Annotated in this window: 15 protein-coding genes and 1 tRNA gene; 8 read left to right on the top strand and 8 right to left on the bottom strand. The window is 56.2% G+C overall.

The window, feature by feature from the left end; genetic code table 11:
* Window positions 1-52: 52 nt before the first annotated feature.
* From groL to uvrA, 5 genes are all read right to left on the bottom strand, one after another.
* Window positions 53-1,702 carry a chaperonin GroEL gene (groL, locus tag HYT31_04460; protein MBI2051025.1) on the bottom strand — a complete coding sequence of 550 codons (1,650 nt, stop codon included), beginning with the start codon at window positions 1,700-1,702 and terminating at the stop codon, window positions 53-55.
* 120 nt (window positions 1,703-1,822) lie between these two features.
* Window positions 1,823-2,113: a co-chaperone GroES gene (locus HYT31_04455; protein MBI2051024.1), complete on the bottom strand. Its 291-nt coding sequence runs from the start codon at window positions 2,111-2,113 to the stop codon at window positions 1,823-1,825.
* A gap of 1,226 nt (window positions 2,114-3,339) precedes the next feature.
* Complete coding sequence (locus HYT31_04450) at window positions 3,340-4,665, bottom strand: O-antigen ligase family protein (GenBank protein ID MBI2051023.1); 1,326 nt, start codon at window positions 4,663-4,665, stop codon at window positions 3,340-3,342.
* Window positions 4,662-5,591: a hypothetical protein gene (locus tag HYT31_04445; protein ID MBI2051022.1), complete on the bottom strand. Its 930-nt coding sequence runs from the start codon at window positions 5,589-5,591 to the stop codon at window positions 4,662-4,664. Before HYT31_04445 ends, HYT31_04450 begins: the two co-directional genes overlap by 4 nt.
* A 138-nt stretch (window positions 5,592-5,729) precedes the next feature.
* The gene (gene uvrA / locus HYT31_04440) at window positions 5,730-8,588 is read right to left on the bottom strand and encodes an excinuclease ABC subunit UvrA (protein ID MBI2051021.1); all 2,859 of its coding nucleotides are present in this window, start codon (window positions 8,586-8,588) and stop codon (window positions 5,730-5,732) included.
* Between the two features lie 53 nt (window positions 8,589-8,641).
* Here uvrA and uvrC point away from each other — a divergent pair, with 53 nt between their 5' ends.
* Both uvrC and HYT31_04430 read left to right on the top strand, forming a co-directional pair.
* A complete protein-coding gene (gene uvrC / locus HYT31_04435; protein MBI2051020.1) occupies window positions 8,642-10,501 on the top strand; it encodes an excinuclease ABC subunit UvrC in 1,860 nt (619 codons plus the stop codon).
* Between the two features lie 112 nt (window positions 10,502-10,613).
* A complete protein-coding gene (locus HYT31_04430) occupies window positions 10,614-10,760 on the top strand; it encodes a hypothetical protein (protein MBI2051019.1) in 147 nt (48 codons plus the stop codon).
* Here HYT31_04430 and HYT31_04425 read toward each other — a convergent pair.
* The 3 genes from HYT31_04425 to HYT31_04415 all read right to left on the bottom strand — a co-directional run bounded on the left by HYT31_04425 (window position 10,749) and on the right by HYT31_04415 (window position 15,548).
* Window positions 10,749-12,110, bottom strand: coding sequence for a hypothetical protein (locus HYT31_04425; protein MBI2051018.1), 1,362 nt, complete (start codon window positions 12,108-12,110; stop codon window positions 10,749-10,751). The genes HYT31_04430 and HYT31_04425 overlap by 12 nt on opposite strands.
* A gap of 92 nt (window positions 12,111-12,202) precedes the next feature.
* A complete protein-coding gene (locus HYT31_04420) occupies window positions 12,203-13,228 on the bottom strand; it encodes a hypothetical protein (GenBank protein ID MBI2051017.1) in 1,026 nt (341 codons plus the stop codon).
* A gap of 163 nt (window positions 13,229-13,391) precedes the next feature.
* Window positions 13,392-15,548: a UvrD-helicase domain-containing protein gene (locus HYT31_04415; protein MBI2051016.1), complete on the bottom strand. Its 2,157-nt coding sequence runs from the start codon at window positions 15,546-15,548 to the stop codon at window positions 13,392-13,394.
* An 80-nt stretch (window positions 15,549-15,628) separates the two neighbouring features.
* On the opposite strand from HYT31_04415, the gene secG reads away from it, so the two are divergent.
* The 6 genes from secG (at window position 15,629) to trpS (ending at window position 21,189) form a co-directional block, all read left to right on the top strand.
* The gene (gene secG, locus HYT31_04410) at window positions 15,629-15,844 is read left to right on the top strand and encodes a preprotein translocase subunit SecG (protein MBI2051015.1); all 216 of its coding nucleotides are present in this window, start codon (window positions 15,629-15,631) and stop codon (window positions 15,842-15,844) included.
* A gap of 33 nt (window positions 15,845-15,877) precedes the next feature.
* Window positions 15,878-17,773: a peptide ABC transporter substrate-binding protein gene (locus HYT31_04405; protein ID MBI2051014.1), complete on the top strand. Its 1,896-nt coding sequence runs from the start codon at window positions 15,878-15,880 to the stop codon at window positions 17,771-17,773.
* Window positions 17,774-17,781: 8 nt separating this feature from the next.
* Window positions 17,782-17,868 (top strand) — tRNA-Leu (locus tag HYT31_04400).
* A 34-nt stretch (window positions 17,869-17,902) separates the two neighbouring features.
* Window positions 17,903-18,478: a DUF2391 family protein gene (locus HYT31_04395; protein MBI2051013.1), complete on the top strand. Its 576-nt coding sequence runs from the start codon at window positions 17,903-17,905 to the stop codon at window positions 18,476-18,478.
* Between the two features lie 15 nt (window positions 18,479-18,493).
* A complete protein-coding gene (locus HYT31_04390; GenBank protein ID MBI2051012.1) occupies window positions 18,494-20,218 on the top strand; it encodes a ribonuclease J in 1,725 nt (574 codons plus the stop codon).
* Window positions 20,215-21,189, top strand: coding sequence for a tryptophan--tRNA ligase (gene trpS, locus HYT31_04385; GenBank protein ID MBI2051011.1), 975 nt, complete (start codon window positions 20,215-20,217; stop codon window positions 21,187-21,189). Before HYT31_04390 ends, trpS begins: the two co-directional genes overlap by 4 nt.
* The last annotated feature ends 62 nt before the right edge of the window (window positions 21,190-21,251 follow it).

Below are 21,251 nucleotides of genomic sequence, written 5' to 3'. Positions count from 1 at the left end.
GCGGGGGGTCCCGCTGAATCGGGAGCACATGCGCCGCCGAAAAATCAACTGATTACATCATCCCCATGCCGCCTCCCATGCCTCCCATGCCCGGCATGCCGCCTCCGTGCTCGTCTTTCTTTTCCGGCAGGTCCGTGATGACTGCCTCGGTGGTCAGGAACATGGATGCGATGGACACCGCGTTCTGCAGAGCGGAGCGCGTAACCTTGGTCGGGTCAACAATGCCGGACCCAACCATGTCTTCGTACGCATTGGTGGCTGCATTATAGCCGATTGGCCCGCGCTGCTTCTTGACCTCTTCCGCGACAACGCTTCCGTCCCGGCCCGCGTTGAACGCGATCTGCCGGATGGGCTCTTCCAGGGCGCGGCGCACAATGTCTATGCCGACTTTTTCATCGGCATGCTCGGGGCGGATGTGGTCAAGCGCATCCATGGCGCGCAGGAGCGCGACTCCGCCGCCGGGCACAATGCCTTCTTCAATGGCAGCCTTGGTCGCTTCCAAGGCGTCCTCAATGCGGTGCTTTTTCTCTTCCATTTCAGTCTCGGTCGCAGCGCCCACCTTGATGATGGCAACGCCCTTGCCCAGTTTGCCCAGGCGCTCGTTGAGCTTCTCTTTGTCGTAGTCAGAATCAGACTTCTCAAGCGCGGCGCGGATTTCGGCAACCCGGCCGGAAATGGCAGTTGGTTCGCCGCGGCCTTCCACGATGGTGGTGTCCTCTTTGGTGGCAACCACCTTGCGGGCGTGCCCGAGGTCAGAGAGCTCCGCGTTCTCAAGCTTAAGGCCGAGCTCTTCGGAAATCACCTTGCCGCCGGTCAAAACCGCGATATCCTGCAGCATCTCCTTGCGGCGGTCGCCGAAGCCCGGAGCTTTCACCGCGAGTGCGGTAAACGTGCCGCGCATCTTGTTCACAATCAACGTTGCGAGGATCTGGTCGTCAAAATCTTCAGCAATGATCACAATTTCCTTTTTGCCGGACTGGATGACTTTCTCCAAGAGCGGAAGGATGTCCTGCACCGAGGAAATCTTCTTGTCCGTGATGAGGATTGAGGGGTCTTCCATTGCCGACTCCAGGCGCTCGGCATTGGTGATCATGTACGGGGACGCATAGCCCTTGTCAAACTGCATGCCTTCCACGAGCTCAAGCTCCATGCCAAAAGACTGGGACTGCTCCACGGTGATGGGAGCCTCGTGCCCCACTTTCTTGATGGCCTGGGCGATGAGCTTGCCGATCTCTTTATCGTTCGCGGAAATGGAAGCAACCTGGGCCACGTCGTTCTCATTGCTTGGGTCAATGGCCTTGGACTGCTCCTTGAGGGAGGCGACTACTTTTTCGGTTGCCGCGTCCATGCCGCGCTTGATGCCCAAGGGGTTTGCTCCGGCGGTCACGTTCTTGATGCCTGCGGCCACCATAATCTGCGCGAGCAGAGTCGCGGTGGTGGTGCCGTCTCCGGCAGTGTCGTTCGTCTTGTTGGCGACTTCTTTGACGAGGTCCGCGCCGATGTTTTCAAACTTGTCTTCCAGCTCAATTTCTTTTGCCACGGTGACGCCGTCTTTGGTGATGGTCGGGCTTCCGAATCCCTTGTCAATCACCACGTTGCGGCCCTTGGGGCCGAGCGTTACCTTTACCGCGTTCGCGAGCTTGTCCACGCCCGCCTTGATGGCGGAACGAGCTTCATCGGAAAATAATATCTGTTTAGCCATAGTGACGTACTCGTCATACTGGAGTCCCGTACTCGGGGCGATAGTATCTATACTGGAATTCCAGACTAGATTCTATCGCTCGGGAGTACCCGAGCTCCAGAATGACATTTCTATAATTAATTACTCAACAATGCCCACAATGTCGTTCTCGCTGATGACGAGCACTTCCTCGCCCTCAACCTTGATTTCGTCCGGCGAGTACTTGCGGAACACGACCTTGTCCCCGACCTTAACGGACATGGGCGCAATCTCTCCGGACTCCAATCGCTTGCCCGGGCCGACTGCGATTACTTCGCCCTGTTCGGGCTTTTCTTTGTCAACCGTGTCCGGCAGTACAATGCCTGATGCGGTTGTTTCCTCGTTGCCGAGGGGTTTGACGATCACGCGATCGCCGAGTGGTCTGATGTGCATAGCGTTTTTTAGGGTTAAATGCTATTGATAAGGCTATTATCACTCATATATATAGAGTGATAATTAGGCTGTAGTACTCTATTTTACTAAATATACTGGCCTTGTCAAGGGCCTTTCCTCCTTTTCCCCCTCCTTTACCAAGAGCCCGTCCCGAGTATTCCCGAGGGAAGGGGGCTAGGGGGTGGTTTTGATAAAAAAAGCGCCCCCGTCCTAGATGAAAGCGACGGGGGCGAACTGGCATAAGTACTGCCTAGGCGTACCTAGGCAAAGCCAGAGAAGTTCCGCATGGCGCCTGCCTTTCGTGGCGTGGCGGGGCGGCTGAAGAGCGGGTGAAGAACGGTTTGGTTCAGGTGTGAGGGATGAGGCTGGATCGTACTGCCTTCCAGTGAGAGATCGGCTCATCGTCAGAATTTTTCCCTGCGAAGGGTGTCTGCCGGTGTTCTCTATTAATGGCTTTCCGCTTCTCGGCTTGCTTCTGCGGATCAGCGCGATTCCATTAATAAGGGGAACTCGTAGGCAGCTCTGATACTGACATGAGGAAATCTCTCTGTGCTGTCTGGCACCACTCCAGCTTCACCTATCCATACCCGAACGACTGAGAGAGCGGGGCCCGGCTATGCAAGCTGCGGGCTAAGGATCCGGGGAGACTCCGCTGGGGAGCGGTGGCTCGCAGATCCTTGTCGTGCGCCGTAGTTGAGAAAAAACGACGCAATGCCCCGATTGCAGATGCGAGCCGGGGCCCCGCTCTCTGTCTCGCTGCGCACGCCGCGCAGCGGCAGCATCCGGATCAGGTCGAGAACCGGACGCCTACTCGCGCCCGCCAAGGTGGCGAGCGCGGAAGTCGGCGTGCCCGGGGATCAGCGACCCCGGGCCACCGTCGGGTCGACGTCGGCGATGACGCAGGCGATGCCGGTGACCTCCGTGAGGTCGGCGGCGATGGCGTTACGTGGCATCATGGAAAACCCGGTGGCCAGCACCGCCGGGGTACCGCGGTTACGGACGCACATTACGCATTCCTCGCGTTGGGGTTGCGGGAACCTCTCCTGCGGACGCAGAAGAGGAACTATGGGTAGGGCAAGAATGGCCATTGCAGCTACACCCTTACAGGTCACGACGGCTGCAACTGACAACCTCCTGCCCTACCCAGTGGAATTCGTTGTTCTGGTACGTTTATTTTTTCAGACTAGTAGTATACACCAACCCAGCCTTCTTGTCAAGGCTTTGTGCTATTTTTGGGCTAATTTTAGGTAAAATATAGCTAGATATACTGCCCCTATCATCATGCCTGGATACAAAGACCAGAGGTAATGGTCAAACAGGGCAAGCACCATAAGAGGGAGTAAAAAGACGCCTGCTGACAGCCATCCCTGGCGCGATGATAGGATTGCTTCACCCTTGAGTGCAAGAGTTCGCAATGACAATAGAAAAATGGTCATCAACACCAACCCAACCAGGCCCAATTCAGCCCACGCGAGCAAAAACACGTTATGCACGGGCTGGTAGTAGTATGCGGGCTTGCTCGCATCAATATCCCGGTGCACAGCCAAACCATAGTTCCCTATCCCAACCCCGGTAATAGGATGCTGTTTGATGAGCTGCCATGCCTCCGCAATCCCGCTTGCGCGCTCTTCAACTGACTTTGCCTCAAGCCTGTTGCCTCCGAAGATGCGTTCCTTGAATGGTTCGGGATAGGCAACCGCGAGCGTTCCGACAAACAGCGCTATGATTAAAAGCGGCAAAAAGAAGAACCGCCCCCTAGCCCCCGCCTGATTACAGGCGGGGGAATTCGGGCGCATCCACGCCGCAACCAACAGCGCAAATCCAACGCCAAATGCCAGCCACGCGCCCCGGGAAAACGTAACTGCAAGCCCAGCGCTCAAGAACGCAATCGCGATGTACGTAAGCGGCGTGCGCTTGACCTCGCGCATCGCAAGCAAGAGCGAGAGCGCGAGCCATCCGCCCAGCATGTTCGGATGCGGGAACGAGCCGTAGGCGCGCAAAAGGCGCATGGCATCCGTCTCAACCACTGACGTGCCAAGGATTGATGCGTGCTGGTAGGCCATGCCAAGCCATGCTCCGCCTGCCGCCTCCTGCATCCTGAACTGGACAAACCCAAGCACTGCCTGGATTGAGCCGGACAGGATAATGGACCATGAAAGTGTCCGAAGCGGAATCGCACCTGAAACGAAAATCACAAAAACCGCGCCCGCCTCAATCAGTACCAACCAGTGCTCAAGCGCAACTTCCCGGTCAATTGACCAGAATACGGAAGCCCCGGCCCACACCAAAAAAACAACGAGCGCGCCTGCGGGAGACGCCAACCGCCGCATTGAAAACCGCGGCTTGCTCCGCATGATGTACGCCGCGCCTTTAACAACAACCGCGAGCAAAATGACGAAAAGCAACGCTTCAGTCGCGTACAACGACCGGGTACCATACTCCCAGTAAGCCCCGTTGATTGAGCCGGGAACCAGCATCAAGCGCGCCTGCCAGGGGATAAGGAAGACGAAGAGTAGTATTCCATACTGGATCACCGCATTGAGGAACTTCATAGGCTCAATAAAGCCTCGTACCGCTTTATAAATGATTCCATGTGCGCAACCCTTCGGTCGTTGGTGTGGAACTTGAGCACCCCATCCCCAATCCGCACCCGGGTATCATGGTTCGCGATCTCTTTGATCGCCGGAGGAAACCTTTTCTCTTGGATGGCGCGGGCGAGCGGAGAAAACGGCGCAAGCAGCGCCTCAAACAACGGGCGCAACAAGATGCCGTGGCGCATCACCCGCTCGGGGTGCGGAACAATGGGACGCGCATTCGGCAGCACTTCTGAAAGCCAGGGATAATTTGCCGCCCAGAAGCGCAGGTACGCGTTTCCCGTATCATAGATCGGATAGAAATGCGCGATCCAGTACGCAAAATCAATATCATTCCCGCTCATGCGCAGCGTGCGCACGTCCAGGTGCGCTTCATCAATAAAAAAGCTTAAGCAGATTTTGGGGCGCCCGCCCGCCTGGCCAGGCCTGCGGCGCAACAGTGACAACAACACCAGGGAGAACAGCCGCGCCCACCACACGCCTCCGGTTTTGGCGACCACCACAACATCAACGTCGCTCTGGTGTGTGGTATTCTCAAGCGCCAAAGAATTGCAGATAAAAAGAGCGCGTACAAACGGCATATATGAAAGCAAGTGCAACACAAAACGCGAACCTTTGTGCTTTTCCTGGCTTATCAAAAAGCGTCCGCGCCGCTCACTCACGTTCGCGTCGCGGCCGCGGACGTAAAAAAATCCGTTCTTGCGGCGAACAGCTTTCTGCAGCAATGCTCCCTCATCCAGTACGCGCTGTATGTCTGACAGCGCATACGACACTTTAGTGCGCCCGAGGAGCAGCCGCCGCAATTCCAGCAGGGTCAGCGGATAATCAAACACGTCAAAATACGCGATAGTCGCGAGAATGGATTTTTCCAACTGCCGAGCCATGCCCTTATAGTACCAAAAAATATGGCCAAAAGCCATGAATGATGTAGTAAGGTGTGCAGGGGTTGTAAATTTTGTAGCGAGAATGATGAAGCGAGGCTTCCCTTCGGAGCGAAAAAATTTACAACCCCTGCACACCTGTTACAAAACCTTCTTGAGGTACTGCCCGGTATAACTCTTGTTGACTTTAGCAACATCCCGCGGCGTCCCGCTCGCAACCAGCTCCCCGCCCCCATCCCCGCCCTCGGGTCCGAGGTCAATGATCCAGTCGCAGCTCTTGATGACGTCCAAATTATGCTCAATGATGAGCACAGTGTTGCCTTTGTTGCAGAGCGCGTTTAAGACGGCAAGCAAGCGCTCCACGTCCGCAAAGTGCAGGCCGGTGGTCGGCTCATCCAGAATGTAGAGCGTGCGCCCGGTGGCGCGGCGCGAGAGCTCGGTGGCGAGCTTGATGCGCTGGGCCTCTCCCCCGGAGAGCGTGGTCGCCTGCTGGCCGAGGTGGATGTACCCAAGGCCCACTTCAAACAACGTATCAAGTTTGGTCTTGATGATGGGAATGTTCTTAAAAAATTCAGCCGCCTCATCCACGGTCATTTCCAGCACCTCGGCGATGTTCTTTTCCTTGTAGTGGATTTCCAATATTTCGCGCGAGTAGCGCTTGCCACGGCACTCCTCGCACTCAACGTACACGTCCGGAAGGAAATTCATCTCAATGCGCTTGACCCCGTCCCCCTCGCACGCCTCGCACCGGCCGCCCTTTACGTTAAAGCTGAATTTGCCCGCCTTGTACCCGCGGATTTTTGCTTCCGGCAGCTGGGTAAACAAATCGCGGATGGGGGTGAACAGGCCCGTGTAGGTCGCGGGGTTGGAGCGCGGGGTCCGGCCAATGGGAGACTGGTCAATGTCAATCACCTTATCAATATGCTCTAATCCATTGATTGCGCGGTGCTTGCCCGGGCGCTCTTTGGCGCGGTAAAAGTGCTGCAGGAGCGCCTTTGCCAGGATGTCGGTCATGAGCGTTGATTTTCCGGAGCCGGACACGCCAGTAATGGCAATCAGCTTGCCCAGGGGAATGTCCACATTGATGTTCTTGAGATTGAACTCGGAAGCCCCGAGGATGGAAATAGCTTTCCCGTTTCCTTTGTGGTGCCGTTCGGGAACAGCAATGGAGCGCTTGCCCGAGAGGAACTGTCCGGTAACTGACTTGGAAGATTTTTTGATCTGCGCCGGAGTCCCTTGGGCCACCACGTTGCCGCCGTGCTTGCCCGCACCCGGGCCGATGTCAACCACCCAATCAGCCGCGGAAATGGTTTCCTCGTCGTGCTCAACCACAATCACGGTATTTCCAAGGTCGCGCAAGGCTTTCAGCGTTTCAATCAAACGCGCGTTATCGCGCTGGTGCAGGCCGATGGACGGCTCGTCCAATACGTACAATACGCCGGTGAGCGCGGACCCGATCTGCGTGGCAAGCCTAATGCGCTGGGCTTCTCCGCCGGAGAGCGTGTGCGCGGCCCTCGCGAGCGTGAGGTAGTTTAAGCCCACGTTGCGCAAAAACTCCAGGCGCGCCACCACCTCTTTGAGAACCAGCTTCGCAATCTGCATTTCGGAAGCCGTAAGCCCGCCGCGGCTTGAGCCGAGCACTTTGAAATGCGCGAGCGCCTCATCTATGGAGCTGTCCGTCACCTGGGCGATGCTCCGGCCGGCGATGGTGACCGAGAGGGCCTCGGGCTTGAGCCGCTTTCCCAGACACTTCGGGCAGAGCTTGATGCGCATGTAGGTCTCAATTTCCCTGCGGATGTAATCTGAATCCGTTTCCTGGTAGCGGCGCGCCAGGTTCGCGAGCACGCCCTCGTACGTTGTCTCAAACTCCTTTATCTTGCCCTCGGCCTCCGGGTTGCTCACACGGTAGGCGGTTGATCCGGTTCCGTACAGCACCGCATCCACATCTTTTTTAGCAAGTTCTTTGACGGGCTTGCGTATGGAAAAACCGGACTGTTTCGCAACTGCCTCTAAAATGCGGAAGTACCAGCCCTGGAACGCAGCAGTCCTTGACCATGGCCGAATGGCGCCCTCGGCGATGGAGAGCTTCTTATTCGGGATGACGAGGTCCGGGTCAACTTCAAGTTTGGTGCCCAGGCCCCCGCACTCAACGCAGGCCCCGTGCGGTGAATTGAACGAAAAGTTGCGCGGCTCCAGGAGCGGCAGATTGATGCCGCAGCCAGCGCACGCCAGGTGCTCGGAGTACAGGGTGTCGCGCCCGGAATCAACTTCACTGATAATCACGAGCCCGTCCCCGAGCTCAAGCGCAGTGCCTAAAGAATCAGCCAAGCGCGTCCGGTCGTCCGCACTTGGCTTGGCCTTGACCGTAAGCCGGTCAACCACCACCTCAATAGTGTGCTTCTTCTGCTTATCAAGCCGCTTGTCCTGCGCTTCCTCTAATGGTATGACCTCGGAGTCCAAGCGGACCCGCGCGAACCCGGCGCGGGCAAGCTCCGCAAACACGTGCCTATGCTCGCCCTTCTGGTCCCGGATCATTGGTGAGAGCACCATAATCTTGGTGCCGTCCGAGAGTTTTTGAATCTGATTGATGATCTGCTGCTTGGTCTGCTTGGTGATGACTTTTCCGCACTGCGGGCAGTGCGGCGTGCCCACCCGGGCGTACAGCACGCGGAGGTAGTCATAGACTTCCGTGACCGTGCCCACCGTGGAGCGCGGGTTGTGGGAGGCTGACTTCTGGTCAATGGAAATGGCCGGGGAAAGCCCGTCTATGCGCTCCACGTCCGGCTTGTCCATCAAACCCAAAAACTGCCGCGCGTATGCGGACAAAGATTCAACGTACCTGCGTTGGCCCTCCGCGTAAATTGTATCAAACGCGAGCGAGGATTTTCCGCTTCCGGAGAGGCCGGTGATGACCACCAGCTTGTTCCGCGGCAGGTCAAGAGAAATATTCTTGAGATTATGAACCCGCGCTCCCTTGACTGATAAATCAATACCGCACAGTATACATGAATTTGCCGATTGAATCAAGCACTTAAACCATGTACTATACCAGCATGCCTGAAATTATTGAAAAACAGCTCAAAACCCTGCCCCTTTCCCCTGGGGTGTACTTCTTCAAGGATGGCAAGGGAGTGATTTTGTACATCGGAAAAGCAAATAAATTGCGGAGCCGCGTGCGGTCGTATTTCAGGGGCGCCGCGGAACTTTCGGACGCAAAAAAAATCATGGTTAAGAGGATAGCGTCCATTGAAACCACAATCACGTCCAACGAGCAGGAGGCCTTGATTTTGGAATCCATCATGGTCAAACGACACAAGCCGCATTTCAACGTCTCGCTCAAGGATGACAAGAGCTACAACTTCATTAAAATTGACTACCGCTACCCCCGCCCGGTTGTCACGACCGTGCGCAGGCCGGAATTTGACGCGGGCCGCTCCCGCGCCAAGTACTTTGGGCCGTACACGTCCGGCGGAACTCTGTATGAAAATTTGCGCATTTTGCGCCGCATATTCCCGTACCGAAAAAAACCCAAAGAGCCTACGGTATTTGAACAAGAGCTCATGAAGAAACGCTCCCTCGGCCCCATTCCCCAGACTGACGAAGAATACAAGGATATGATTGCGCGGCTCGCGCGCGTGGTTGAGGGTGATACTGATGACGTTATCCGCGACCTAAAAACGCGCATGCAGACCCTTGCCGCGAACAAACAGTATGAGACTGCGGCAGCAGTGCGCGACCAGATTAAAAATCTTGAATTGATACAGTCGCGCCAGAAAATCATGTCAGTCAGAGGAGGCAGTCAGGACGTTATCAGTATTTTCAAGAAAGACGATTCAGCTGCAGTGAACGTATTCGTGATTCGCGGCGGCAAGCTCATCAATAAATTGAATTTCCTGCTCCAGCACGCGGCCGGGGAAACCATGACCCAACTGGTTGGCGCGTTTCTGGCGCAGTACTATTCCGAAGCAAGCAACACGCCCCGGGAACTGGTCCTGCCCATACGCACCAGTTTGACGCCTCGCGATATTGCGGCGCTCGCCCGGGAGCGCGTGGCGGGCAGCATCAGCATCAGCGTTCCGGCTCGCGGCAAAAAGCGTGATTTGATCAAACTCGGCGAAGAAAACGCGAAAGAATACCTGGAGCAGTCCAGGGCGTCCTGGGAAAAAGCCGCCGAAAGCGCGCTCAATGGATTAAAAAAAGCGCTCAAGCTCAAGGAGCTGCCCAAGCGCATTGAGGGCTATGACATCTCCAATATCCAGGGCGAGTTTCCGGTAGGTTCCATGGCAGTGTTCGTTGATGGCACGCCGGTGCCGTCCGAGTACCGCAAGTTCAAAATCAAAACTGTCAAAGGCAGCAATGACTTTGCGTCGCTTGCCGAGGTGTTGAAACGCAGATTTAAGAATGACGGATGGCCCACGCCCAACCTGGTGCTCTTGGATGGCGGCAAAGGCCAGCTCTCAACCGTTCTCAACGCTCTCTATTCCCCCTCCTCTAACTCGGGGTCCCCAGAAACTGCCAAAGGCATTTCTGGGGTGGTATTGGAGGGGGATAGGGGGTGGTCAGGAAAAGGCATGCGACCAAACCAGTTCATTGCGCTCGCCAAGCGAGAGGAAGAAGTGTTCCAGGGCGCGAGCTTGAAAAAAATCAATATAGACCCCGCCTCATCGGCGGGCAGATTACTCCAGCGCATCCGCGACGAGGCGCATCGGTTCGGCCAAAAATATTACCACGCAAGGCACGCCAAAGCGGAAACCAAATCAATTTTGGACGACGCGCCCGGCATCGGGCCAAAGACCAAAAAACTTTTGATCCAAAAATTCGGTTCAGTTTCGGGTATACGAAACGCGGATAAGGATGATATAATCCAGTTAGTCGGAGAAGCAAAAACAAAAACGCTTCTGGAGAACCTATAATCCTGTCATTGCGAGCCTTTGTACTCAAAGGTGAAGCAATCTTAACGGCGAGCCATGGCTCACTTGTAAGATTGCCGCGTCGGCGGGTACGCCTCCTCGCAATGACAATCCTATGAGCAAAACAAAAGCCGAAAAGCGGGAACAAAAAAAACGCAAAAAGCGCCGGATGAAAGTATCGGGTGCGAGCGTCAAAAAACTGCGCAAGCTCCAAATCAGCGGCGTGGACGCTCCTGTGCGGCCACGACGCTTATCGCACTAAAGCGCCTCCGCCGCCTCCGGCGTCAGAGCCGCTGATCGCGGACGAAACAACTTCCTTAACCGAAGCAGTTTTTTTCACGCCAAACATTTCAGGAAGATATTTTTTGATGGCAAGCCGCAGATTGTCGTTGAGGACAAGCCTGTCCGAATCAAACCGATTAAACGCGTGCTCAAGATAGAGGACTGACTCCGCGGCCATGCTTATGCCGAGCGCAACGTGCAGATTGCCGTGCCATGCCTGCTCCAAAAGCTCCCATAAAAGTTCCGAAATCGGAGCTTTTTTCGGTTCAGGCACCTGGATGCCGGATGCGAAATATGAATGGCTCGGTCCAGCCGCGTAGTGGCCCGCAAGCAGGACTTTGGCGGCCAACTCTGTCTCCCCTTCCAAAAGCGCATACAGCAGGGCAACAAACTGCTTGCGCTCTTCCGGCTCCACGTATCCGGTAGCAAGCGCGTGGTTGATGATGACCGTGTTGCCGACGCCAATCTGCATGTCCGATAAAAGCGGACGCAGCAAAAACACTCCTCCGGCGCCGTACTGGTACACAAACGCTTCAGCCACATAGCGGTTGATGTACTTTCGGGCCGCGCCGCTCTTTCTGCTTCCCTCGGCTATCTCGCGCATGGTCGGGTGGTTGTGCCAGCGCTGGACCAATGAGTCCCTGCCCGTGTACTCCCATAGGATTTCGGGTATGGCGACTTTTTGGTGGTGCTCAAACTGCGCATTCAGCATTTCCGCGCGAGCCGCAACCACGCTCAAATCGGACAGGAGCCCTGCCCGGCGCTCAAGCTCCTCAAGGATGTTTTCAAAAACAATGCCGCCGAATTTCGTCTTTATGGCGGGCGCGAGCTCTCTGATGGATTCCAAATTACGCCCCAAGCGGTATGCGGCTTTTGGGTCGTTGACCGTAATCAGCGCGCGCTTGCCGTTTTTTAGAATTGCCTTGCGGGTCTCGCTCACCAGGTTGCTGCGGTACGGCCGCTCCTCAATGCTTCCAATCTCATTCATGGCGCTTCGGCCGATTGCGTGGCGCAGCAGCTTTTTGAATTTTTTAATGTCCATCACGGGCAAAGACGCATGGCTGTTCAACAACGCGTTCTGAAAAGGCCGCGGGATGATGTCGGATCTAGAGGCCGCGATTCTGCCCGCCTCAACAAACCCAGGGCCTAATTCCTCCAGCGTGCGGACGAGCGCCGCGCCGTCTGCCGAGGCGTGCGCAAACGCATCCCGCCTGCGGAATACGCGGTACGGCAAATGGTGCAGCAAATTAAAATCATGCAGCAATCCGCCGAATCCCGCATGCGCGACGCGGGATGTCAAACGATTCAGTTGTCGTTTGTGGTGATGCATAAAAAAGAAAACCGCTGGCAACCCTAGTATAGCAGTTGCCAACGGTGTGAACAATGCCGCCCGCGAGAATCAGAAGGCGGCGAAGAGCGATGTCAGACCGGTCCGGATGTGAGCATGCGCTCTGCTACGGCGCGTGCCGCATGGCAGATGCCGTCACCCGGCATCTGCACTACCTCTTCGTAGCACACGGAAGCCGCAATGCCTCCGATGATGCGCGCCTTGAGCAGTGCCGCGAGCATGCGCCAGTCATTGCCCGCCTTTTCGTCACTCATGACACTTTCCGCCTCGCGGAGCGCCATTCTCTCGTGCGCGTCGCACAAAAGAGTCAGGGCAGTCATGAGCCGCAAGGCAAAGCGGGCGCTCCCTGGAACGCCCCGTTCCAGCAAGTCATCCAACTCGCTGTATCCGTCGTCCAGCCAATTGAAGACCAGGTCGGTATCCAAACGTTCACCAAAGAGGATTACCACCTGGATCCGGTGCCCCCACTCATTGGCCATCCACTGGGCCTCGCGTGGAACATTGCTGTCCAGCGTGGCGCGGTACGCATCGCCTGCGTCTAGAAAGTCATGCCACATCTCGTCCGTGGCAGTGCCTTCCTTGACGTAGTGCAGCATCATGGCGAACTCTGCCATGTATGCCGCGTTGTTGCGGCTGAACTCGTCCTCCGCGATGTTGCCGATCGCGCGGTGATGCTCGGCCTCTCCTTCAAAATCGCCAGCGAGTCGGCACAGCAACGCATGGTTGTAATGCCACATGATGACGGTCCTACGGACACCCGGCGCGTTCATATCCATAGGACCGAACAGGGCGGCAGCTTGCCGCATCCACCATTGGATTTCAAGCTCGCGGCCCGCCGCCTCCGGCCGACGGCGCTTGAGGTTGGCTATGGCGATCTGGAGTTGAGCGACCCGCAGAGGAGAAGCCGCGCCGCTCGAGATGGCTCGCTCGCAGATGTCAATGCCGCGACTGTAGTCCTTGCGCCGGTATATCAGCTCGTCCATCAGTGGCGTTGCGACGATCTCCGCGTCACCCGGCAACCCTGCGATGATCTGCGCGATCTCATCATCGCTCTTCTCCAACAACGCAACGGTCAGCGGACCCTGATACTCGCCTGCCATTTCCTCATACCTCGCGGTTGCGTCCGGCCATGCGGCCGGACATGGGTTTTCAAAGAAACTTCTCGTTCGTGGTTGCGAACACTACTTTTTACCACATCAATAACATCCTGTCAATAGAGCGTCGCGGCCGCAAAGGAGCGTCCACGCCGCTTAGCAACTCCTATCAAGATTCGCCATCTTCAAAAAACTCCACATGCTCATCACCCAGTTCAGCGATAAAGCGGGAGGGCGTGGTGATGCTGACTGACCCGTAAATGGTGCGAGAGCGCGCAAGCAGCATGAACAAGCGGTCCTTGGCGCGCGTGATACCCACATAGCACAGCCTGCGCTCCTCTTCCAATTGTTGCGGGTCAATCATGGAATTTGCGTGCGGCAGCAGGCCCTCTTCCATGCCAACCAGAAACACATTCTTGAACTCCAAGCCTTTTGCGCTGTGCAAGGTCATGAGGGTGATGGCTTGCCCGGATTCAGGATCAAACGTATCTTGGTCCGAAACCAAAGCAACATCTTCCAAAAACGCCTGAACTCCTTCCGAACCCTTTAGGGAAGCGAACTTTTTGGCAACAGACTTAAGTTCAGCCACATTCTCCAACTTGTCATTCCCGTCATTGCCTAAAGCTTTCAAAGCATCAATGTACCCGGAGCGCTTGAGCAAAAAATCAATTGCCTCGGCCACCGTCATCTCGGGCAATGATTCCTGGCCGCGCGAAAACACGTCCGCAAACGCTTTGAACGCCTCAAGCCGACTCAAGGCTAGGCCCTCAATTGATTCGCTCTCCAAAACGCAGGCCACAATATCCTTGCCCTCGGACCGAGCCTGCGTGTACACCGTGCCCAATGTCTTGTTGCCGATGCCGCGCACCGGCTCGTTGATGATGCGCTCCAGGGCAAGCACGTCATTCGGGTTCAGCAAAAATTTGAGGTACGCGAGCGTGTCTTTGACCTCCTTGCGGTCGTAGAACCGGATGCCGCCGACCAAGCGGTAGGGCACGCCGTAGCGCAGCATGGCCTCCTCCAGCACGCGCGACTGCGCATTGGTGCGGTACAGGACCACGTAATCGTTCCAGGCCAGTTTTCTCGTTCCCAGGTCAAAGGGAATGATTTTTGACGGCTGCAAACGCATGTCTCCACTGCGGTACGTGCGCTTGCCCGCCTTAAAGCCTTTCATGATCTGGTCAAGAATGCCGGAACCGTTCCCCTCTGCCGCGTAGTCATATGTGACTTCTTCTTCCTCCTGGTCCGGAAGCTTTTGCGCCGGAGCCGCAAGCCCCTCCAGCTCGCACACCTTCTCCAAAACCTTTTCCGCTTCCCGGCTCTCGTTCTCCACCTGCCACACCTCGGGTGTTGCGCCTTTCTCGCGGTCGGTCCAGAGCTTCTTCTTCATCCGCGATGCGTTGCCCGAAATAATCGCGTTGCCCAGGGCAACGATAGGCGCGGTTGAGCGATAGTTCTGTTCCAAGAGAATGGTCTGCGCTCCCTTGTAATCTTTTTCAAACTCCAAGATATTGCGGATGTTTGCCCCACGCCAGGAGTAGATGCCCTGCCAATCATCACCCACCACGAAAATATTTTTGGTTTTGCCGGCCAAGAGCCGCGCCCACTCGTACTGGCTCTGGTTCGTGTCCTGGTATTCATCAATCATGATGTACGGCCATCTTTTTTGATATGAGGTGAGCACTTCCGGATGCTTCTTGAACAAGGTGACGGCGTTGAACAACAGGTCATCAAAATCCATTGCCTGGTTTTCTTTGAGATACTCTTGATAGTTTTCATAGAGGCCCGCAACAATCTCCTCAAACGGCCCGTCGGTTTGATTGGCAAACTTTGACGGAGTGAGAAGCTCGTTTTTGGCGCGGCTGATGATGTTGAGCACGGCATTCGGATTTACGTCTTTAGGTGAAACGCCCTCGTTGTACATGACCTTTTTGATGGCGCTCTTCTGCTCGTCGGTGTCATAGATGGCAAACTCGCGCTTAAATCCCACGCGCCCGGCCTCCTGCCGCAAGATTCGGACGCAAATCGCGTGGAACGTGCCCAAAGCAGGGCCAGACCCGAAACCTTGCCAGGTCTTCCACTGGTTTGGCTTGGCGCCCAAGAGCTTGGCCGCGCGGTTGCGCATCTCATCAGCCGCCTTGTTCGTGAACGTCACCGCCAGAATCTGGTGCGGCTTGATTCCCTTTTCGGTAACCAGGTACGCGATGCGGTGCGTTAAGGTCTTGGTCTTGCCTGATCCCGCTCCTGCGATAACCAACACCGGCCCGTCCGTTGCTTGTACGGCCTGCGCCTGGCGCTCATTGAGTTCGCTTAATAAATTTTGCATACTGCCAGTATACCTATAAATAATGGGGTGCACAAAGATTTGACACAAACACCCTCTTTCTGCTACTATGTAAGCCATTCATGCTACTCCAGATTCTTCAAGTCATATTCGCAGTTTTGCTCATCACCGCCATCCTGATGCAACAGAAAGGGACCGGCCTGGGCGCGGCTTTCGGCGGCGGCGGAAATATGTACCGGACTAAAAAACGGGGCGGCGAAAAGGTGCTCCATATCGCCACCATCGTGTTCGCACTCATCTTCTTCGGTCTGCTCGCAGCAGACATCTTCATCGTCTAATTACAAAAGGACGCGGCTCGTTTGGCGCATGTTATGATTGGCGCTTCTCTTGCATCTGGCATTGCCGATTACTTCAGTTCTATCGCTAAAAAACTCTCACGCAGGGGAGCGCGTTCGCTTACCGAAAAAACGGACCAGGATTTTGTGTTTGAAGTCATCGCCGAGAAGCGCGTTCCCAACCTCACCCAGCTCAAGTATCTCACCAAGTTCTACAGCCCCACCGAACTCCTCGCCACAAAGACAGCGCTCTTCCTGGCCCTCGCGTCTTCTCTGGCGCTCGGCGTCCTGCTCTACCAAAACAATTTGGTGCGCAAGCCCGCACACGGCGGCGAATACGCGGAAGCGGCCGTTGGCGCGCCAACGTACATAAACCCCCTGTTCGCGCAAACCAATGACGTTGACCAGGACATCGCGCGGCTCGTGTTCGGAAGCCTGATGAAGCTGGATGAAAACGGAAGCCTGGTGCCTGATCTTGCTGAATCCTACAGTATTGACGAATCCCAAACCACGTATACCGTCACCCTGCGGCCCAATGTGCGCTGGCACGACGGAGAGCCCCTGACCACCCGGGACGTCGCATTCACGGTACAGAGCATCCAGGACCCCGCATTCAAGAGTCCGCTGTATGCGACTTTCCGCAACGTGCGCGCCCAGGCAATTGACGAATACACTATAAGCTTTACGCTCGCGGAGCCGTTTGCCCCGTTCCTCTCGGTCATGACCTTCGGGATCCTGCCCGAACACCTCTGGTCAAATATTGACCCGGCCCACGCGATCCTCGCGGAACTGAACCTCAAGCCAGTCGGAAGCGGCCCCTACCGGTTTGACCAGTTCATAAAAGACCGGAACGGCAACATCAAGGAGTACCGGCTCAAACGGTTCAGCGGCTACTACAACGAGGGGCCGTTCGTCGAGAAGGTGGCGCTGAAGTTCTTCGGGAGCTTTGAAGAAGCGTACGCCGCATTCGGGGACGGCAACGTGGACGGTATCGGGTTCCTGCCCCAGCACCAGACCACGTCAGCAACCGGCCAGGCGGCAGTCCACAAATTCTCGCTGCCCCAGTACACAGCCCTCTTCTTTAACCAGGAAGCAAACGCGGCCCTGAAAGAAAAAAACGTGCGCCTGGCCCTCTCCCTCGCAACCAGCAAACGGGAAATCATTGATAACGCGTTCGGAGGAGAGGCGCTTCCCGTGGCAGGGCCCATTCTCCCGGGCATGCTCGGGTACACGGAAAGAGCCTCCGGAACCCTGTTTGACCCGGCCCAGGCGGAAAAGCTTTTGGATGATGCGGGGTGGAAGCGCATCGCAACGGATGATGGAGGCGCTGCAGGGCCGGCCGTGACGCGGGGCAGCGCAACCCTGGGCGCGCCGGACCAAACCCGGCCGCCGTACACGCGCCAAAAAAACAACGCCGAGCTTAGCCTGACCTTGACCGCCATCCAGCGCGAAGATTCAATCATTGTGGCGGAAACGCTCCGCGATCTCTGGCAGGGCATCGGCGTCAAAGTGAACCTCAACATCGTTGAGGTCGCAAGCATCCAGAAAGACGTCATCAAGCCGCGCGCGTACGAAGTGCTCTTGTTCGGCCAGATCATCGGAAAAGACCCGGACCCCTACCCGTTCTGGCACTCGTCCCAGGCCAATGACCCGGGGCTGAACCTTGCGTTGTACCAGAACAAGGCAGTGGACGCGCTCCTGGAAGACGCCCGTAAAACCAGCGACCCTAAAACGCGCGAAGAAAAGTATGCGACGTTCCAAAAACAAGTTTCAGATGATGTTCCGGCCATCTTCCTGTACAGCCTCCAGTACACCTACCTGACTCCGGGCAACCTCAAGGGGATTGCCACGGAACGCATCAACCATCCCTCGGACCGGTTCTCAAACATCGCCTCCTGGTACATCAAAACCAAAAAACGTCTGCAATTCTAAAACGACGCGCCGGAGTGGTGAAACTGGTAGACACGCAGCGTTCAGAGCGCTGTCCTGCTTGCAGGGTGGGAGTTCAAGTCTCCCCTCCGGCACCACCATTAATTTTTTCAAATTATCACACCATCATCTATGCCAAAAGCAAAACAAAAAAGCAGCCCTGCCTCCTCTCTCAACCTCTCGTCAGTCACCGAAACCATGGCCGAAGCCGCCGGAGCTGTTGCAGGCACCATCAAGGACGTGGCAACCCTGCCCCTGGACGTTGCCCGCGCCGTCGGCGACGAGGTGCAGGATATTCTGCGCCGCGCCACCAACCCTTTGCGGACCGAATTCCTGCTCAAAGACCTGCTGCAGGTCGTGATCGGAGCCACTATCCTTGCGGCGCCCGTGGGGCTCTCCGAGGAATCATGGAGGCTTGCCAACGAGCTGCCCGCCTCGCGCATCGCGATCCTCGCCGTGATTTCCATTATTTTCATCGGCACGTTCGTGTACTACAACTACTACCGCGGCACGTTCACCGAGCATTGGGACGAGTATGTAAAGCGCGTGCTCTCAACCTACTTCTTCTCTCTGCTCGTGGTCGCGGGCTTGCTCTCGGTGATTGAAGTGGGACCTTGGTCAATGGATTTCATACTCACTCTCAAGCGCACCATCATTGTCGCGTTCCCGGCCTCCATGAGCGCCGTGGTCGCGGACACCATTAAATAATCAGTTAGGCAAAACATGACTCCAACACAACTTAAATCAGCAAAACGCCGCCCCCGGCGAAGCTTCGGAAGGAGCGGCCGCGCTACTCCGCGGCCGCCCGGCCGCGGCCAAAAAACATCCACACTCCCAAGTACTGCGGCCGGCAAGCAGAACAAGCTTAAAATCATCCCGCTCGGCGGCATGGAAGAGGTCGGCAAGAATATGACCGTATTTGAGTACGGCAATGACATCATCATCCTGGATATGGGACTGAAATTCCCGGAAGAGGACCAGCACGGCATTGACTACATCATCCCCAACATCTCCTGCTTGAAGGGAAAGGAGCGGAACGTGCGCGCCGTGATTTTCTCGCACGGGCATTTGGACCACATCGGCGCATCCCCCATCCTGCTCGGCCGCCTCGGCTACCCCGCCATTGTGGGGCGCCCCCTGACCCTGGCCATGGTCAAGCACCGGCAGGAAGACTATGAGCCGAAATCAACCAACCGGCTCAAGCCCATTACCATCAAATCGCTCTCGGACCGGTTTACGTTCGGCGCGTTCAAAGTCTCGTTCTTCCGGATTGAGCACTCCATCATGGACGCGGTGGGCGTGATTCTGGAAACGCCGGCCGGCTCTATCATCCATCCCGGAGACTGGACCTTGGAACGCGATTCCCGAACCGGCAATCCCATTGTTGACTACCGGCATCTCGCAAAAGTCAAGCGGCCGAGCATTCTGATGCTTGAGTCTCTCGGCGCCATTGACGTGCGCAAGAGCGGGACCCAGGACGAGATGAAAAAAAACCTGGAAACCTTGATCCGCACCGCGCCCGGAAGGATCATCATCGGCACGTTCGCCTCGCAGATTGAGCGCATCGGCTGGATCATTGCCGCCGCGGAAGCGCTGGGCAAGAAAGTCGCGCTGGACGGGTACAGCATGAAAATGAACATTGAGATCGCGGCTACGTTCGGGTACATCAAGGCCCGCAAGGGAACCCTGATTAAAATCAGCCAGATTGACGATATTCCGGACGACAAAATCGTGGTCATCGCAACCGGCGCCCAGGGCGAGGGCAATGCCGTGCTCTCCCGCATCATCACCGGCAGCCACAAGAACGTGCGCCTCAAAAAGAGCGACACCGTGATCCTCTCCTCCTCCATCATTCCCGGCAACGAGGCGACCATCCAGAAGCTCAAGGATGAGCTCTACCGGCAGAGCGACAACGTGATCCACGGCGAGCTCATGGACATCCACGTCTCGGGCCACGGCAACCGCGAGGACATCACATTCATTTTGAATACCGTAAAGCCGGACTACTTCATTCCGGTGTACGCATACCACTACATGCTCCGCGAGGCGGCCAAGCTCGCGCGCGACAACGGCTTTAAGCCGGAAAAAATCTTGGTGCTTGATAACGGCCAAATCGCGGAGTTTGATTCCCGCGGCGGCCGGGCCACGGATACCAAGGTGGATACGAGCCCAGTGTTCGTGGACGGGCTCGGAGTCGGGGACGTGGGCAACGTGGTATTGAAAGACCGGCAGGTCATGGCATCGGACGGCATGGTCGTGGTCGTGGTGCAGGTCAACACCAAAACCCGCAAGGTCATGGGCAACCGAAAAAAATGCCCAAAAAGAGCGAAGACTGGGGCGAAATCCGCGCCAAGCTGCGGGATGATCTGGGCAAATTCCTGTTCAAGGAAACCGAGCGCGAGCCTATGGTCTTGCCTGTGGTGCTTAAGGTATAGTAAACGCATATGAAAAATCTCATCTTCTCCGGAATCCAGCCAACCGGCGCTCTGCACCTCGGCAACTACCTGGGCGCGGTCAAGCAATGGACAGACCTCCAGCATGAGCATGAGTCCATATTCTGCATTGTGGACTACCATGCGATGACTATTGAGTATGACCCAAAGAAGCTGCCGGAACGAATCAGCGGCTTGGCGCTTGACCTGTTGGCGTGCGGCATTGATCCGGAAAAAGCAACGCTCTTCGTCCAGTCCCAGGTTGCGGAACATACGGAGCTAGGGTGGATTTTTAATACACTGACGCCGATCGCCGAATTGGAACGCATGACGCAGTACAAAGACAAGTCCGAACAGAACAAGCAAAACATCAATGCCGGCTTATTCACCTACCCCGTGCTCCAGGCCGCTGACGTGCTCTTGTACAAAGCAAACCTGGTGCCAGTGGGCGAAGACCAGGTCCAGCACGTGGAGCTGATGCGCGTGATTAGCCGCCGATTTAACAAGGCGTTCGGAAAACTATTCCCCGAACCAAAACCGCTTTTGACCAAGCAGGCGCGCGTGATGTCTTTATCCGACCCAACAAAAAAAATGTCCAAGTCCCTCGGAGACAAGCACTACATCGCGCTCTCGGATTCTGATGAGGTGATCAAAAAGAAAGTCCGGTGCGCGGTTACGGCAACCGAGGGCCGTGAAAAATCTCCCGGGGTTGAGAACTTGTTCGCGATTCTTGAGGCATTGGGTGGCGAAAAACTCGCGGACGAACTCAAGCGCCAGCACAAAAAAGGTTCACTGCAGTACTCTGACCTAAAAGACGTGGTTGCCAACACCATCATCAGCCACCTAAAACCGATCCGCGAACGCAGGGCCGCATTGGAAAAAGAACGGGAGCGCATCGGTGAAATATTGATTGAAGGTGCCGAGGCCGCGCAAAAAATCGCGCAACAAACCATGCGCGAGGTCAGAGAAAAAATAGGAGTCAGGTAAAAGGCATATGCGAACGATTATCGGGTACGCTTGACCGAGTTACGCCTCGGGCAAGCGGGGGG

It is taken from the genome of Parcubacteria group bacterium (assembly GCA_016181765.1).
GTDB lineage: Bacteria > Patescibacteriota > Patescibacteriia > UBA2169 > UBA2169 > CG10-46-32.
This window is presented reverse-complemented; position numbering and strand designations above follow the sequence as displayed.

Coding starts and splice junctions, on each gene's coding strand:
- secG (MBI2051015.1), top strand. CDS start 15,629: ATGCTACTCCAGATTCTTCAAGTCATATTCGCAGTTTTGCTCATCACC.
- HYT31_04420 (MBI2051017.1), bottom strand. CDS start 13,228: ATGGCAGGCGAGTATCAGGGTCCGCTGACCGTTGCGTTGTTGGAGAAG.
- HYT31_04455 (MBI2051024.1), bottom strand. CDS start 2,113: ATGCACATCAGACCACTCGGCGATCGCGTGATCGTCAAACCCCTCGGC.
- HYT31_04450 (MBI2051023.1), bottom strand. CDS start 4,665: ATGAAGTTCCTCAATGCGGTGATCCAGTATGGAATACTACTCTTCGTC.
- HYT31_04405 (MBI2051014.1), top strand. CDS start 15,878: ATGATTGGCGCTTCTCTTGCATCTGGCATTGCCGATTACTTCAGTTCT.
- groL (MBI2051025.1), bottom strand. CDS start 1,702: ATGGCTAAACAGATATTATTTTCCGATGAAGCTCGTTCCGCCATCAAG.
- HYT31_04390 (MBI2051012.1), top strand. CDS start 18,494: ATGACTCCAACACAACTTAAATCAGCAAAACGCCGCCCCCGGCGAAGC.
- trpS (MBI2051011.1), top strand. CDS start 20,215: ATGAAAAATCTCATCTTCTCCGGAATCCAGCCAACCGGCGCTCTGCAC.
- uvrC (MBI2051020.1), top strand. CDS start 8,642: ATGCCTGAAATTATTGAAAAACAGCTCAAAACCCTGCCCCTTTCCCCT.
- HYT31_04445 (MBI2051022.1), bottom strand. CDS start 5,591: ATGGCTCGGCAGTTGGAAAAATCCATTCTCGCGACTATCGCGTATTTT.
- HYT31_04395 (MBI2051013.1), top strand. CDS start 17,903: ATGCCAAAAGCAAAACAAAAAAGCAGCCCTGCCTCCTCTCTCAACCTC.
- HYT31_04415 (MBI2051016.1), bottom strand. CDS start 15,548: ATGCAAAATTTATTAAGCGAACTCAATGAGCGCCAGGCGCAGGCCGTA.
- HYT31_04425 (MBI2051018.1), bottom strand. CDS start 12,110: ATGCATCACCACAAACGACAACTGAATCGTTTGACATCCCGCGTCGCG.
- HYT31_04430 (MBI2051019.1), top strand. CDS start 10,614: ATGAGCAAAACAAAAGCCGAAAAGCGGGAACAAAAAAAACGCAAAAAG.